At 33.4% G+C, this 14,307-nt stretch carries 17 protein-coding genes; 6 read left to right on the top strand and 11 right to left on the bottom strand.

What is annotated here, in order from left to right; translation table 11 throughout:
* Positions 1-56: 56 nt before the first annotated feature.
* On the bottom strand, positions 57-1,493 hold the full coding sequence (locus WH188_RS05755) for a DUF4932 domain-containing protein (protein WP_339423489.1): 1,437 nt from the start codon (positions 1,491-1,493) through the stop codon (positions 57-59).
* Between the two features lie 199 nt (positions 1,494-1,692).
* Positions 1,693-2,142: a nuclear transport factor 2 family protein gene (locus WH188_RS05750; RefSeq protein WP_132767248.1), complete on the bottom strand. Its 450-nt coding sequence runs from the start codon at positions 2,140-2,142 to the stop codon at positions 1,693-1,695.
* A gap of 268 nt (positions 2,143-2,410) precedes the next feature.
* On the opposite strand from WH188_RS05750, the gene WH188_RS05745 reads away from it, so the two are divergent.
* The 3 genes from WH188_RS05745 to WH188_RS05735 all read left to right on the top strand — a co-directional run bounded on the left by WH188_RS05745 (position 2,411) and on the right by WH188_RS05735 (position 4,949).
* Complete coding sequence (locus WH188_RS05745; protein WP_132767246.1) at positions 2,411-3,280, top strand: tetratricopeptide repeat protein; 870 nt, start codon at positions 2,411-2,413, stop codon at positions 3,278-3,280.
* 58 nt (positions 3,281-3,338) lie between these two features.
* On the top strand, positions 3,339-3,800 hold the full coding sequence (locus WH188_RS05740; protein ID WP_132767244.1) for a hypothetical protein: 462 nt from the start codon (positions 3,339-3,341) through the stop codon (positions 3,798-3,800).
* A 408-nt stretch (positions 3,801-4,208) separates the two neighbouring features.
* Positions 4,209-4,949: a TlpA family protein disulfide reductase gene (locus WH188_RS05735; RefSeq protein ID WP_339423488.1), complete on the top strand. Its 741-nt coding sequence runs from the start codon at positions 4,209-4,211 to the stop codon at positions 4,947-4,949.
* Between the two features lie 147 nt (positions 4,950-5,096).
* Here the strand turns inward: WH188_RS05735 and WH188_RS05730 are convergent, their stop codons facing one another.
* From WH188_RS05730 to WH188_RS05690, 9 genes are all read right to left on the bottom strand, one after another.
* The gene (locus WH188_RS05730) at positions 5,097-6,188 is read right to left on the bottom strand and encodes a S41 family peptidase (protein ID WP_132767240.1); all 1,092 of its coding nucleotides are present in this window, start codon (positions 6,186-6,188) and stop codon (positions 5,097-5,099) included.
* Between the two features lie 12 nt (positions 6,189-6,200).
* On the bottom strand, positions 6,201-6,428 hold the full coding sequence (locus tag WH188_RS05725; protein WP_339423487.1) for a hypothetical protein: 228 nt from the start codon (positions 6,426-6,428) through the stop codon (positions 6,201-6,203).
* 30 nt (positions 6,429-6,458) lie between these two features.
* On the bottom strand, positions 6,459-6,716 hold the full coding sequence (locus WH188_RS05720) for a heavy metal-binding domain-containing protein (RefSeq protein WP_132768902.1): 258 nt from the start codon (positions 6,714-6,716) through the stop codon (positions 6,459-6,461).
* Between the two features lie 322 nt (positions 6,717-7,038).
* Positions 7,039-8,085: a hypothetical protein gene (locus tag WH188_RS05715; RefSeq protein ID WP_339423486.1), complete on the bottom strand. Its 1,047-nt coding sequence runs from the start codon at positions 8,083-8,085 to the stop codon at positions 7,039-7,041.
* A 233-nt stretch (positions 8,086-8,318) separates the two neighbouring features.
* On the bottom strand, positions 8,319-9,329 hold the full coding sequence (locus tag WH188_RS05710; protein WP_339423485.1) for a PDDEXK nuclease domain-containing protein: 1,011 nt from the start codon (positions 9,327-9,329) through the stop codon (positions 8,319-8,321).
* A 74-nt stretch (positions 9,330-9,403) separates the two neighbouring features.
* Positions 9,404-10,069 (bottom strand): hypothetical protein, encoded by a 666-nt coding sequence (locus WH188_RS05705; protein ID WP_168126119.1) that lies wholly within the window; start codon positions 10,067-10,069, stop codon positions 9,404-9,406.
* Positions 10,070-10,138: 69 nt separating this feature from the next.
* On the bottom strand, positions 10,139-10,345 hold the full coding sequence (locus WH188_RS05700) for a heavy metal-binding domain-containing protein (protein WP_132773327.1): 207 nt from the start codon (positions 10,343-10,345) through the stop codon (positions 10,139-10,141).
* Positions 10,346-10,489: 144 nt separating this feature from the next.
* Entirely contained in the window at positions 10,490-11,440 is a 951-nt protein-coding gene (locus tag WH188_RS05695; RefSeq protein ID WP_168126118.1) for a hypothetical protein, read from the bottom strand.
* 216 nt (positions 11,441-11,656) lie between these two features.
* A complete protein-coding gene (locus WH188_RS05690) occupies positions 11,657-12,106 on the bottom strand; it encodes a nuclear transport factor 2 family protein (RefSeq protein ID WP_168126117.1) in 450 nt (149 codons plus the stop codon).
* A gap of 196 nt (positions 12,107-12,302) precedes the next feature.
* Here WH188_RS05690 and WH188_RS26275 point away from each other — a divergent pair, with 196 nt between their 5' ends.
* From WH188_RS26275 to WH188_RS05680, 3 genes are all read left to right on the top strand, one after another.
* The gene (locus WH188_RS26275) at positions 12,303-12,380 is read left to right on the top strand and encodes a DUF1963 domain-containing protein (RefSeq protein ID WP_132773383.1); all 78 of its coding nucleotides are present in this window, start codon (positions 12,303-12,305) and stop codon (positions 12,378-12,380) included.
* 12 nt (positions 12,381-12,392) lie between these two features.
* A complete protein-coding gene (locus WH188_RS05685; RefSeq protein WP_021190178.1) occupies positions 12,393-12,971 on the top strand; it encodes a hypothetical protein in 579 nt (192 codons plus the stop codon).
* Positions 12,972-13,209: 238 nt separating this feature from the next.
* Positions 13,210-13,860, top strand: coding sequence for a DUF2310 family Zn-ribbon-containing protein (locus WH188_RS05680; protein WP_168126116.1), 651 nt, complete (start codon positions 13,210-13,212; stop codon positions 13,858-13,860).
* Positions 13,861-14,307: the final 447 nt, after the last annotated feature.

Genomic DNA, 14,307 nt, shown 5'->3' with positions numbered 1-14,307 from the left:
GAGAATGGCTTTATGCGTTTATTTTATATGATATGAAATCTACTTCAGTTTTCGATTTACTTTGTACTGAACCTCAAGAGATAATCACTCATTGGTATACCATCCATAGTCCTAAAGGATTTACCTGTAAAAATGATTTCGTAGCTCTTGTTTTCTTCTAAATCCCAATAAATAGTAACAGATTTCTTGTCAGAGGTATAAATATGTTTTTTAATACTTGGAAAACTCTCTTTAGAAATCCCATTAAAGGAACGACCTTTTCCCAGTAACGGTCTGTCAAAATTGATCTTTAGTTGTTTTAATGTACTGCTAACATTCTCCTGCCCATTCTGAAGCTCTTCAAAAGAAACTATTTTTGGTTTTTTAGCTTCATAAATATCAATAAAAGATTGAATATTTATAGCATAGGACTGATAAGCCTTAGCAATATTGGGCATATAACTCTCTAATGTAGGATATTTATCTCTTTGGTTATCAAATTTTTCAAGTTCAGAAACGAGTGCCTCAATCCAAATGAAACCTCGCTCAAACTGTTCATTTACCTCTTGCTGTATCTCTTCTGTTTTAAAATGATGGTCATTCATATACTTTATTACTGCAGCTCGAACCAAAGCTTCATTTAGCATCGTTTTCCAACTACGATAAGCCTGGCGTTCCATTTTTTCTTTAAGAATGTTAAATAATTTTTCTCCACTATTTGTAAAAGCTGACGGATCCTTTTCTAATAAATAATTAACAAAAGAATGATTAAATTCATGAAGCAATGTTGGTAAATAATCTTGCTTTGAAAAGCTCGGCATTCCCATACTATCGACACTCCAAGTTCCCATAATAGCGTACAGTTCTTTTTTACCTTTTGGAATATTCATTGCTACGCCAAAGTTGCTACCACCATTTCCTAATCCATTAACAATCAAAAACTTTTCTGCAGGCTCTTTACCGTAAAATCGCGAATACCAGCTTAGATCGATAGACTGATATATTGGCAAGAACCGTTTTGCGACTTCACGGTAGATATTTTTATTTTGTTGAAAAAATTTTTTGCTATGACTAGTCCTGTAAAACTGCTTTAATAATTTTGAAAATTTGATCGCATTTTCTTTACTCCATCGTTTGTCAAGAGAACCGTCGATATATTCTAATTTAAGATTTAGCTCATCATCAAGATGAACTGCCATACTCATTACAGCATCATAACCAATACCACTCTCCTGCTTAATCTGTTTGATAAATTTTATCAGTTCATGGTCTTTATAAAGTGAATAATGCGCTGCAATACGATCTGTATAAGTTTTAAAGAGTTCAGAACTGTATTCGCGGTTACCGGCTAATCTAAATACAATACTGACGATTTCAATACGTTCATCAACCTTAGATTTGTCCATATTTTTTTCAGCTTGACCATATGTTAACGTAAACAATAAACTGAATAGAATAATCAATAAATGCTTAGAAGTCTTTCTAATGGTAAGGGCAATAATATTAGTAATCATTTTTATATTATATCTTTTTACTACTATATTCTCAATACCAAGTCTTTTACCAAAAATATAGTTTATTGATAAACAGCATGATATGAAAATATCATTATGATCGGTTGACCATAATCGGACACCATATGTTCATAAGCGAACAATAGGACCAAAAAAGGGTTAAAATATAAAGTTTCACCCTTTTAAGGACTTCACTAAATTACTTGTAAGAATTGATCGATTGGGATACTTTCCAGTTGCCGCCATCATTTACCAATGTCACGAGATCGGTTTTGGTAAAACCTTCAAACTGCATGGTTACTTTGGCGATCATATAGTCTGCTGACTCCTGTACAATGGTGGTACTTGTTTTACAGTTTAACTGCTCACCTTTTTGCTTTTTCAAGAAGGAAATAACTTCCGAACGGCTATTGGTTTTATCTTCTGATGCCTTTACTTTTTGACTGAAGTCTGTTGTAAACAATTGCTCTACTCCTGTCGATTGTCCTTCTGTCATAACCGCAACATAATGATCAATGGCCAAATCTGATGTGGATAAGTTGACTACTGCTTTTTTAGGGTTTGATACCTCTGGTTTGCCCGCAGCCATAGTAAAAGTAGAGACTGCGATCAAGGCTGCTGCTACGAATGTTTTTGTTAAAGTTCTCATAATGTCTTTATGTTATATTGTTAGTTTTTGTTTCTAATTGCATCAGCCCCACATCCCCCAACTCAAACCTTGATGCTTTGCTTAAGCAATTGTTGATTCAAAAGTAGGGTGTAAATCGTCCCTACCCAATGGCAATTAGACTAAACCAACTAAAAACTCGGTGAATGAAGGAAATGGATAGGTGAAGTTGTGAGGATCGATTCAAAATGCTAAATTCAAATAAGTTCTTCTATTTTATTGTATATTGAGGGTTCAATTTATAAGGAAAATGCCAAGATTATATAGCAGCCATCATATCATATACATATTAAAATATACCCTGTTGTCACTAAGTTTGGCGGTAACAATAATAAGTTGTAAAAACAGAAATATTGAAAAACCTCCTCCTGAGCGTGATAAAGCAAAGCAAGAAGCCATAGTAGAAAAATATTTAACAGACAGCGCTCGTCAATACAGCTACTACTCAAAAGAATGGGGAAAATATATTGATATGGGTTTAAAAGAAGATTCTACGATTGCTTATCTCTGGCAACAAAAAGCTATGCCCTTGTTTAAACAAGGAAAATATGAAATGGGCATGCAATATCTTGATAAAGCTGTTTTTTATGACAAAGACAATTACCTAAACTATCGAGGATTTATAAAATGTATTTTTGCTAAGACCTATCGGGAAGCAATAGTCGACTTTGAAGAGGCTATAGCCAGGCATGGTAACGGTCATATAATGGACCACTCCTATAAATTCTACATAGCGCTGAGCTTATTGCAGTTAAATGAATTTGAAAAAGCAGAAGCAATTTTAAAACAAGAAATTGATTTGACGGTTCTAAGAATTGGTGAAGAGTGGATCCATCATCTGGATTTATTTTATTATGGTATCTCCCAGTACGAGCAAGGGAAATATGATATGGCAATAAAAACGTTTGATCGTACCCTAAATAAATATCAACAGTTTTCTGACGCGAAGTATTATAAAGCTGTTTCATTAGTACATCTAGGTAAAACGGAAGCTGCTTCAAAATTACTAGAGGAAGCGGAGCTAGATCGAAAAAATGGATACACGATCAATGAAGATAATGCTATTTATGAACGTTATCCTTATCAACTTAGGTATGACAGTTCTGGTTTATATCAATAATAACAAAATCCAACTGTCACCAACTTTAAATTTGTGCATTAATTGCTAAGAATTTAACATGAACAAAGATAAATCCAAATTATTTAGAAAAGTAAATACTAAGACATTTAATGTTCATCATAAATTTGGTGGAGATTATAAAGACACTCGTAATAGCAAAAAAGAAATATTAGAACAAGCAAAGGGAAAGATGTCTGCTAAAAAAGAGCGCGGTTTAGATTACACACCACCACTTTACAGATTTTTAATATCCAAAGTTGGATCTGATTGGAACGACGTTTTTAGTGAAGCAAAATCTAGGTTAGATAAAGATGAACCAATATTTGCAATAGTAGCTTTAAAAGAAAACGAAAAGCAAGACTTTGTAAGGATTGGAGAGTCATCCTATTTTTCAGGTCTATATGTTGATAATAACAATATTTTACAATTATCTAATCCTGATCTAAAAGCAAAAGATATGAAACCATTTTGCGCTTGCTGTACACATACATTTAATGGAAAAATATTTGGAACCGAATAGTTACAGTCGTTCCAAAAAAAATTGGTTTTAAAAGTTTAGATTACTTTGATAAATAGGTATCTTGTGCCTACCATTTTATAGACTACGACCAAATAAAGATGCAACCATTACAAAAACTAGCGCTCTTACTCCTACTATCCTGCAGTACATCCATAGTATCCGCACAGACATACTTAAATTTAGATTTCGAAACCATGAGTGTCAATTAGATAAGAAAATGGAATACTAAAAACTAAAAAAAAAAGATATTACAATGAAACAAATTATAATACTTGCCATTTTAATATCTTCAATTGGAAGTCTCACTTTTGGTCAGGAAAAAACTACTTAAGTATACTATTTACTGATGGGAAACAGCACGGTGTTAAAATTGAAAAAGTTCTGGGAAATCAATATTATCTAGACTCCTTGCCTGAAAAAGCAATAAATGGTAAAGATATTCTATTTAATGCTGTTATTCGAAATCCCGCCTACGTGAGTTTTGTTATAGATTCCAATTATCGAACAAATCCTGTTGTATTACATCCTGGCGTAAATATAGTTCAAGCAAGGCTCTTTCAAAATAAGTATCAGTTAGTAAGACGAGACAAATATTTGGAAGAAAATGCAATGGGAGCCTATAATAATCTTTTTGCTAATAACTATGACATCTATAAATACCTTAGAGATCATCAGCTAGGTAATATGCAGATGAAAGATTCGCTTTTAAATTTAAGTTATAATAATACAGATACGGTTGTGAGTATTATAGCCAAGGACTACTCAAGCTCTTATGTTCCCCTTTATAAAATAGCACATCTTTTACCATTTGGAAATCGACCAATTTTTCGTGAAATATATAACGGATTAGACTCTAACCTAAGAAATAGCAATATTGGGCGAATATTGGATTTAGAATTAAAGAAAGCTGAACAGGGATCTATTGGAAACGAGTTTCCAAAGTTTTCTCTGACAAACAGAAATAATGTAGTTACTGATCTTAATACCCTAATTAACAATAATAAATTTACCTTAATTGATTATTGGTATAGTAACTGTGGACCATGTATTGCGCAATTTCCTGAGCTGACGGAACTATTTCGTGCGCATAAAGGAGATGGATTCTCAATTGTAGGCATTTCAGTAGACAAATTTCAATTTTTCAGCTAACTGCAACACCTCTAATATCGCTGATAATTGTTTGATTTTAATTTGGTTAGTCATATTAATTCATTGTTATAATTTGGTATCTATTAATTTTTTTAAAAAAGTACTTAGACTTGGCAATATAATGAGCAATATTAATTAAGCAATTTTTTAGTTGAAGCTATCATTTCCCAAAATCTTAATAGCTTCATCCAAATATTTTTGTTTATTCTTTTTTATAGCCTGACTCAATTCTTGATAGGTCAAATCTGTTTTTCCTTCCTGTTTTGCATAATCAATATTCAACTGAATGTCAGGATCAATTCCTTCACCAATTTTATAAATTTTTCCATTTCGATCTTTCAAAACAGAAGTTGTTAAATTTATAGTAATACCTCCGCCAATATCAATAGGGCTATTGTTAGAGGTCAAACCAGTTGTTTTTTGACCTACTAATTTCACATTTTTTTGACCTTTGAAATAAGCCGCAAATAATTCTCCTGAACTAGCCGTTATTTGACTCGTCAGAATCACTATTGGCACATTCTTATTCTTAATACTTATAGGTAGGACTTTTTCATATTCTAAGTTTATCAATTGAGCAACTTTTATATCATCAGGACTTGTTTCAATAAACCTTGTCGAAACTTTTTCATCTTTAGTAAGACTAAAATACGAATAACAATGATTCACATCAATTAATGTTGGAAAGTGCCAAATCATAGACATAATATTTCCGCCGTTATTTTCGGTTAAATCAATAATCCACGCTTTTGGATTTTTCGCATCCAACTCTTTTAATTGTATTCCAATGGTATCCACAAATTTACGATTCTCAAGAGCTACCGATGGTATATTAATATAAGCATATTTATCTTGAAGTATGCGATGTTGGAAGTTTTTGGGAGGAAGACCTGCCTCCGCATCAGTAGTTGTTCCAATTAATTTGTAAAAAGCAAACTTGGATTCTTCTGTATTATCTTCTTCTTTGTTCAAAAATATAACTGATGAATGACCGTCTTTCAATGTTTTGATAAAGGAAGTTAAATGAGGTTTGAGATCATTAATATCATTTATATTTTTAGTTTGTTCTATAAAATCTGGACGAACAGAATCCCATTTCACATTCAGACTCATATAGGAATTAGTTTGTACGGAGTCTAAAAATCGTAGTACAATGTTTTGGACATCTTTATTTTGAGCTTGTGCGTTAAAATTCAATAATATAAATGTCGTTATAGCAAATAATAGTTTTTTCTTCATAAAATGGTTCAGTTAATTGTCGAAGATATAAAAATTTATAAAATTTTTATATCTTTCGATTAAAATTTTTTCATTATTTTTTATGTAAGATGGAGTGACCTTAAAGTAACGTCTGCCCCCCCCTGTTTCATTCATCGCTTTGAATAGCAGGGGTACAAATTCGGTCAATCGGGATGTGGCTATAACCTCCGCTGTAGTATTCTCCATGGTATAGATACCGGTATTGCGTTCTATGATCAAGCTTGCTTTGACTTTGTTCTTAATAACTGATCAATCGATATCTCTACCTACTGCTTCTACTTGTATATGTTTGATTTCATTGAGCAATACTGGTGTACCGATAGCGGTGATCGTGAACATTTGCGTTCCTTTGCCCGAGAGCTCATCAATATTGACGCTAAAGCCTATAACGGCATCTGCTTGATAACTACGAGTGTATTGCTTTAAAGATTCCACTGCGCTCGTATATAGCTCCTGTAATTTGTTTTCATAATTGCGGGAGCGCCCACCGAAGAATCCTGAAGGGATCTGTGAAGCAAACTAAACGAAGCTGGCTCCGGATCGCACTCAGAGCATTGGCTCCAATAACAGCTGTTGCTGAAATGGGATCAAAATAACGCAGGACTTCTCTCCCCTCGATGGTATTGGTACTGGTAACGATCATGGTGTATGATGAATACTGTTTTAAAAGCCCGAAAATAAAGGATCGGTTTGATTAAAAAATACGGGAAGCCGTAAGGAAGGTATAAAACGTATAAAGCCATTCTTGACAGAATGGCTTTATTTGTTATTTTTATGATCTATTTAATTTATTTCAGTTTTTCAAGTTATTCAAGTTATTCAATTAAAGTTATCTCTTTGAGACAAAAATACTTTTACCTGCGGCATATTTGTTACTATTGGAAATCTTAAAGGGTGTATTATTCTTCCATAACATAACACTGATTGTCCCTTTTTTAGGCATTTCAAAACCTGTAATAAAAACATCATTATTGATAACCTTAATATCTATTGCACTTGCCTGCATATCATCCTGAGATAAGATTGTCTTTACGCCATTTTTCCATAGAACTGCTTTACTGTTATCAGAGGCACTAGATTGTCCTACGACATATACATCATCCCCCTTAACATAAATTGAACTTGCAAAACTAGATTCTCTATCCTTGTCAAATAGTGTCACAACACCATCTTTCCAAACAGTTGCATATGTAACTTGACCAAAAGCCCGCCATCCTACAGCATACAGAGCACCGTCAGTTACAAATATCTTTTTTATGGAATTTGATTCATATATGTTTTCTTTACCTAAATCTGTCACAACACCATTTTTCCATATAAACCCACCTCTATTGCCTATATCATAATATGTACCTCCTACATATATATCATTCTGTTTGATAAAAATGGAATTAGCTTGTCCTTCTTTTGACTTATCCAACAGATTTGATGCAATGCCATTTTTCCATAATTTGGCAATATCTCCGTTAGGTGATCCTTCGTATCCCACGATATATATATCGTTGCCATCTATCCAAACTGAATTTGCCTGAGAAGAATATTTACCATCTGTTAATTCAATTAATTCATTATTTTTCCATAAGGCTGCCACTAAATTTTTATTGTTGCGCCATATATAACCAACTAAATAAACATCTTTCCCCGATACATACATATCGCTCACGGTTGCAACGGATTTCCCATCTGTAAGATTAGTATATTGACCATTTTTCCATAATTGAACAAAAGTATTTGAACCGTTAGTTTCCGTTCCTGCAATAAAAACATCATATTGAGGATCGTGACTTTCATTTTCCTCCGAATTTGTCGATTTTTTACAACCAAAAAAACATAATAAAACAACTAGTTTTATTACTAATAATGTAGATTTCATCATATTCCTTAAAATTCTATATTGTAATCTTATTTATATTTTCAAATTCAACAATGTGGTAGATAGTATTGGTAACGATCATGCTGTATGATGAATACTGTTTTAAAAGCCCGAAATAGAAAATCTGTGTACATCTATTCAAAATCTCTAAAAAATATCATCAATTGCTAGAACTTCTTTAATATACCAACATACCATTAAAACTCATAAAAAAGAATCTTAGTGATTACTTATTTTCAAATATTCTCTTTCTCCTCAAAACTATCCAATTCTTTTTTTACTTCTTCCAAAAGTTGTTTTTCCGTTGGTAGGTAAAGTTTGTATTGGCTGGCGATGATTTGCCTCTGCTCTTCGGGTAATGTGAATTTTACAACTGTATCGTTTTTATGAGCGCACAGCAGGATACCAATGGTTGGATTTTCGTGCGATAATTTTTCTATTCGGTCGTAATAATTGACATACATCTGCAACAGACCTATATCTTGATGGGTTAGTTTGTGCGTTTTGATTTCGATTATGACAAAACACTGCAATAATCGGTTATAAAAAACCAAATCAACAAAAAACTCATCGCCATCCAAATGAATTCGTTTTTGCCTGGAAACGAATGAAAATCCATTTCCTAATTCTAACAAAAACTCTTGTAAATGGGTAATGATGGCATTTTCTAAATCTCTTTCATAGTAAGAGGTTTCACGTTTCAAACCTAGAAATTCTAAAAACATGGGGTCTTTAATAATTTCTTTGGCATCCGATGGGAGTTTTTCATTTTTAGCAACTGCTAATACACTATCTTTATCATTACTTAATAAAAGGCGTTCGTATAGATTGCTGTAAACTTGGCGTTCCAACTGTCTTGACGTCCAATTATTTTTTATGGTTTCAGCGATATAAAACTCTCTTTTCTCCTCACTGTCAACACCTAAAAGCAATTTGTACTGTGTCCAGCTTAATTGTGCACGCAGTGCGTGCACAATTGGAAATGTCCGATAAAGCTGACGATACAAGTTGATTTGTCTTATTGAAAAACCAGTTCCAAATTCGGGCTGTAATTTTTCCGAAAGATATTTGATAAGGTAAGTACCATAATCAGCACGTTCTTTCCCATCTTGTTCTTCTTCAAAAATACGTTTACCTATATGCCAATACATCAATGTCCGTTGATGATCTACGGCACGAATCGCTTTATCTTTTGATTGTGCAATTATGGTTTTGATGTCGGTTATAATCGTTTGGTTTACGAGCATAGTATTGAAACTTCTAAGCGTTTATCAAATATACAAATTAAAGGAATACCTGTCACAATCAGTACCAGATCACTTCATTCTAATTCCATATCCAGCTCATTCTTTGATGTTGAAAAAGTAATAGAATCCTTTGACTCTTTAACGGTAACTACTTCTGTATATAGCTGTACCAAGCCCTCTCCTTTCAAAGTCTGTAGGTAGGCAATATCTTGAGCGGAATACCAGTCTTTGTCTAAGGTAAGTACCTTCAATGCGGCCTTTTTTGCCAATAAAGATCCTGCTAACAGTTTCGCCGCCTGATCGTAATCGATAAGATTGGAACTGCTGATAGCTTTGCTAATGATTTTAAACTGCGCACCGGTTAAATCATCCGACACCAACTGTCCATAGAGTATGGCTATTGCTTGATCTTTGTCCAGGAAATCAAAATCACGGAAGAGCGTGGCTTGACGGTCTTTGAATTCTTGATCCTCCCCTGTTTCATTCATTGCTTTAAATAACAAGGGTACAAATTCGGTCAATCGAGATTTGGCTATAAATTCGGCTGTAGCATTGGTCATCGCATAGATACCGGTATAGCGTTCTATGATCAAGCTTGCTTTGACTTTGTTCTTAATAACAGATCCATCGATATCTCCACCTACTTCTTCTGCTTGTATATGTTTAATTTCATTGAGCAATACAGGTGTACCGATAGCGGTGATCATAAACGATTGGGGTTCCTTTGCCCGAGAGCTCATCAATATTGACGCTGAAGCCTATAACGGCATCTGCCCTATAGCTACGTGCATTTTGCTTTAAAGACTCTACTACGCTCTTATATAGCTCCTGCTTTTGTTTTCATAATTGCGGGAGCGACCACCGAAGAATCCCGAAGGGATCTGCGAAGCAAACAAGACAAAGCTGGCTCCTATTTCACTCAGAGCATTGGCTCCAATAACAGCTGTTGCTGAAATGGGATCAAAATAACGCAGGACTTCTCTCCCCTCGATGGTATTGGTACTGGTAACGATCATGGTCTATGATGAATACTGTTTTAAAAGCCCGAAAATAAAGCATCGCTTTGATTAAAAAATACGGGAAGCCGTAAAAAGGGTATAAAACGTATAAAGCCATTCTTGACAGAATGGCTTTATACGTTTTTTTATATTCTATTTGATTTATTTCAGTTTTTCAATCTCGTCGATGGTAAGGCCTGTACCTTTTGCAATATCTGCAATAGGTAAGCCCATTTTCTTGAACTCTAAAGCAATGGCAATTGATTCTTCTCGTTTGCCTTTTTCAATTCCAGACTGAATTCCCTTTTCGATTCCAGCTTGGATTCCTTTTTCTCTTTCTTGTCGTTTGATTGTTTCTATTACACCCATTTCGATTGTGCCTCCTGTCACTTGATAAATGTATTGATCAAAGTTACTATTTATTTCTTTATCTCGTATAAAAAGAAAACTCTTTAAAAAAACTAAAAAGCTCATTATACGATCTTTACTATACTTATTGGTCTCGATGAGCCTTCTTGCGATTGTACTACGCTGCTCTGCGAGCTCCTGCTCCGGAACCTTATCTTCATCTAAAGCTTTCTGGCATGCCAAGACAATATAAGCAAATATATTGTCCATATCGAGTAGCTCTGATTCGTCATGATCAAAAATTTGATAGCTCAGGTACTGAAAGCGTAACGACGTGCGAAAAACAGCAAAATGATATTCATCAGTACATGGCTGCGAACGTCCTCCAGTAAAAACAGCAATGGTCTCCACAGGAACACGGTAACGATCTAATAGCCTGTAAAAATACTGAAAGATACGATGTGAGAAATCGGAATCATGTCCGCCTTCGATTTCGGTATTCACTAAAATCCACTTCTCGCTTCCATCTTTTAAATAAACCTTGACCAGAAGGTCTGCCACACGCTTCCCTTTTTTACGCTCACGATAGGGAATGATCTCCAACAATTCTTTGTCCATAAATGTCAATCCACGCCCGAGATCAAAGGTAGCATCCGCATCTGGGTACATGAACCGTAAAAAATCAGGAAAATTGTCCTCAAAAATGGCTTTCAAAAGCTCATCATTCTTCTTGGCTGGCTTTAAACGTCTTGAATCTACACTCATAACGGTCTATCAATTGGTTAATAGAAATAAAGATACAAATAAAAACTAAATATATTAGCATTTTTATTTATTTTCTTGACCGTAGAAGTACGGGTGTATCGACAAAGGGGATCTTAAAAGATTGGCGTTTCTTTTCCCGAGATAGCATCAATGCTGAAAAAAGAAAAACCACATCTCATGACGTGGCTTTAACTAAACATATGGATTAAACTTCATCTACTTATACGAGTTGATCGATTGAGATATTTTCCAGTTACCGCCGTCATTCACTAAAGTCACGAGATCGGTTTTGGTAAAACCTTCAAACTGCATCGTTACTTTGGCGATCATATAGTCTGCAGACTCCTGTACGATGGTGGTACTAGTTTTACAGTTTAGCTGCTCACCTTTTTGCTTTTTCAAAAAGCTGATAACTTCTGAACGGCTGTTTGTCTTCACCTCAGAGGCTTGTACTTTTTGACTAAAATCTGCTGTAAACAACTGCTCTACTCCTGCCGATTGTCCCTCTGTCATAACCGCAACATAATGATCAATGGCGAGATCTGCTGTAGATAAATTGACCACTGCTTTTTTAGGATTTGATACCTCTGGTTTGCCTGCTGCCATAGTGAATGTAGATACTGCGATCAAGGCTGCTGCTGCGAATGTTTTTGCTAAAGTTTTCATAATGTCTTTATCTTATATTGTTAGTTTTATCTTATTTGTTGATTCAAAAGTAGGGTGTTAATCGTCCCAACCCGATGGCAATTAGACTAAACCAACTAAAAACTCGGTGAATGAAGGAAATAGATACGTGAAGTTGTAACCTATCATTTCTTTTGTTAAATTGGAAAGGATTACCAAACTAATAACGAATTAAAATATGCAAACACTAATTCACCCTGAAGATTTTATAAATAAGCGATTTGACAAAGCTTGGTTCAACTGGGATTGTTGTTAATCATTTAATTTTATGGATGATTTTCTTTTTCCTTTGATTTTATTTCTCATCTTCATAGGTACACCAATTGTCGTGGGATTATTGATATATATAATACCTAAAAAACTGGGATACCCAAGGTTTGCAAGATATCTGCTATTTACCTATGGTTTTATTTGCCTATTATTTACATGTTATCTATTTTTTAGTGATTATTTTTTTACAAAATCTGATGCGCTCAAACTTGTTGAAGAACAAGCGATAACATTAGTAGATGAATTTAAGATCAGTAACTATAACTCATCGTTTGCAATTGGTGAGAGTTATGAAACATTTACGCTTAACATCTCTAATTTGGATAAACAAAAAGCTATTTCGAAAATTATAAATTCCAAAAATTTCCATTCGAACGAAGATTCTAATCACATTGTATCTTATAATTCATTAAATCAATATTGGGGTCCAAAAATTACACAGAATTATGAAACAGAAGATGCTTATGTTAGGGAGTATTTTAAACCCAGTGGACAAAATAATTATACTCCTACTTTTAGAAAAATTACGATAAGCAAACTGAAAAATGAATTAATATATGAGGATATAGACGAATAGAATCATTCTGTAAAAACGTCTAATACTATTTAATTATATTTTTATTCAATCAAGTTTGACACCTTTGTTTATAAGCGGAAACACATTGTGCCATGGTCATGGCGGACAAAATGGACTGGAATTAGTATTTACAGCTTGGTTAGCTTTACCAATTTTAATACTATTTAGTTTTGTATTTAACCGTATATTCAAGCCAACGAATTTTTATAAAAAAAAATGAACAAATAAGAAATCACCATTGTCAACAGGCTCTTTGCGAAAGAATAAAATTGTAAGTCTTCCATATACACTTGAAAAAAAATCACTTAGTAAAAAGTATAATAACAAATATGTCCAAGACCAAATAGACAAAATTGAAAAACTTAGTGGATCGACAATTTCAATTAAGAATATAGGTAAAACAAGTTCAGAGTATAAGAAACCTTGTATATGTTGTAAATCTGAATTTTACATTCTTATCACAAACTACATTTCGATTGACTCTCCATTAACGTGTGGTACATGTAACAAATCTGTCCCAATTTATAAGCTACCAAAATTTTACGACTTTGGTTATATGCCAATTTTAAGTTGGGAAACAAACTATCAAGCTTGTGATAGCTTACAAATGAATTGTGAGGTCGGAGAACGTTGGTCTTTAAATCAGATGCAAGAAACAAAATCACCATTATCAAAGCAAGGTTTGGATATATGTAAACAAATTGAAGAACAAACGACAATTCCAACATTTTATTATTTATACAATTACAAGAAAAATAGTGGAGATGATAAAAATAGACTCTGCCCAAATTGTAAGAAAAAATGGACCTTAAAAACACAATTACATAATCTTTATGATTTCAAATGTGATAATTGTAGAATCATATCAACAATATCTACAAATACATAAATAATCCAGGACATGCTCTTCATAAACTGTATAATACTAGTTCATTGACAGCTAAAATGTATCAATCAGACCGGACAACTAATCATTTTGATGTTACTTTTTTAACGTTTTTGTAACACGTCAATAAAATACGTTAAATTTCATGCGTTTTTATAACACGTCAATACAATTTATAATCTCAATTATGAATAATCTCTTTATTATTGATTTCTAAATTATTGTATTAAAAAATAGGATGAGGACATTAATTTCATTATCTTAATAAATGAAATATAATATTATAGACTTATAATAGCTTTGCTACATATGATATTGACCAATTATACGCCTTTTCTTAAAAACTTATTAAAATACATTTCAATATTACTTTTTTGGGGTTGTCCTTTACTCTGTTTTTCTCAATATAAACTTAAGGATACCACGAAATTTGTAACAAATAATTTGCCG

It is taken from the genome of Sphingobacterium sp. MYb388, from assembly GCF_037479535.1.
In the GTDB taxonomy this organism is placed as follows: Bacteria; Bacteroidota; Bacteroidia; order Sphingobacteriales; family Sphingobacteriaceae; genus Sphingobacterium; species Sphingobacterium anhuiense.
The sequence above is the reverse complement of the archived record's forward strand: the minus strand, read 5'-3'. Positions and strand labels throughout refer to the sequence as shown.

Coding starts and splice junctions, on each gene's coding strand:
- WH188_RS05710 (WP_339423485.1), bottom strand. CDS start 9,329: ATGCTCGTAAACCAAACGATTATAACCGACATCAAAACCATAATTGCA.
- WH188_RS05695 (WP_168126118.1), bottom strand. CDS start 11,440: ATGAGTGTAGATTCAAGACGTTTAAAGCCAGCCAAGAAGAATGATGAG.
- WH188_RS05690 (WP_168126117.1), bottom strand. CDS start 12,106: ATGAAAACTTTAGCAAAAACATTCGCAGCAGCAGCCTTGATCGCAGTA.
- WH188_RS05700 (WP_132773327.1), bottom strand. CDS start 10,345: ATGATCGTTACCAGTACCAATACCATCGAGGGGAGAGAAGTCCTGCGT.
- WH188_RS05745 (WP_132767246.1), top strand. CDS start 2,411: ATGCCAAGATTATATAGCAGCCATCATATCATATACATATTAAAATAT.
- WH188_RS26275 (WP_132773383.1), top strand. CDS start 12,303: ATGCAAACACTAATTCACCCTGAAGATTTTATAAATAAGCGATTTGAC.
- WH188_RS05685 (WP_021190178.1), top strand. CDS start 12,393: ATGGATGATTTTCTTTTTCCTTTGATTTTATTTCTCATCTTCATAGGT.
- WH188_RS05730 (WP_132767240.1), bottom strand. CDS start 6,188: ATGAAGAAAAAACTATTATTTGCTATAACGACATTTATATTATTGAAT.
- WH188_RS05715 (WP_339423486.1), bottom strand. CDS start 8,085: ATGATGAAATCTACATTATTAGTAATAAAACTAGTTGTTTTATTATGT.
- WH188_RS05705 (WP_168126119.1), bottom strand. CDS start 10,069: ATGAGCTCTCGGGCAAAGGAACCCCAATCGTTTATGATCACCGCTATC.
- WH188_RS05755 (WP_339423489.1), bottom strand. CDS start 1,493: ATGATTACTAATATTATTGCCCTTACCATTAGAAAGACTTCTAAGCAT.
- WH188_RS05740 (WP_132767244.1), top strand. CDS start 3,339: ATGAACAAAGATAAATCCAAATTATTTAGAAAAGTAAATACTAAGACA.
- WH188_RS05750 (WP_132767248.1), bottom strand. CDS start 2,142: ATGAGAACTTTAACAAAAACATTCGTAGCAGCAGCCTTGATCGCAGTC.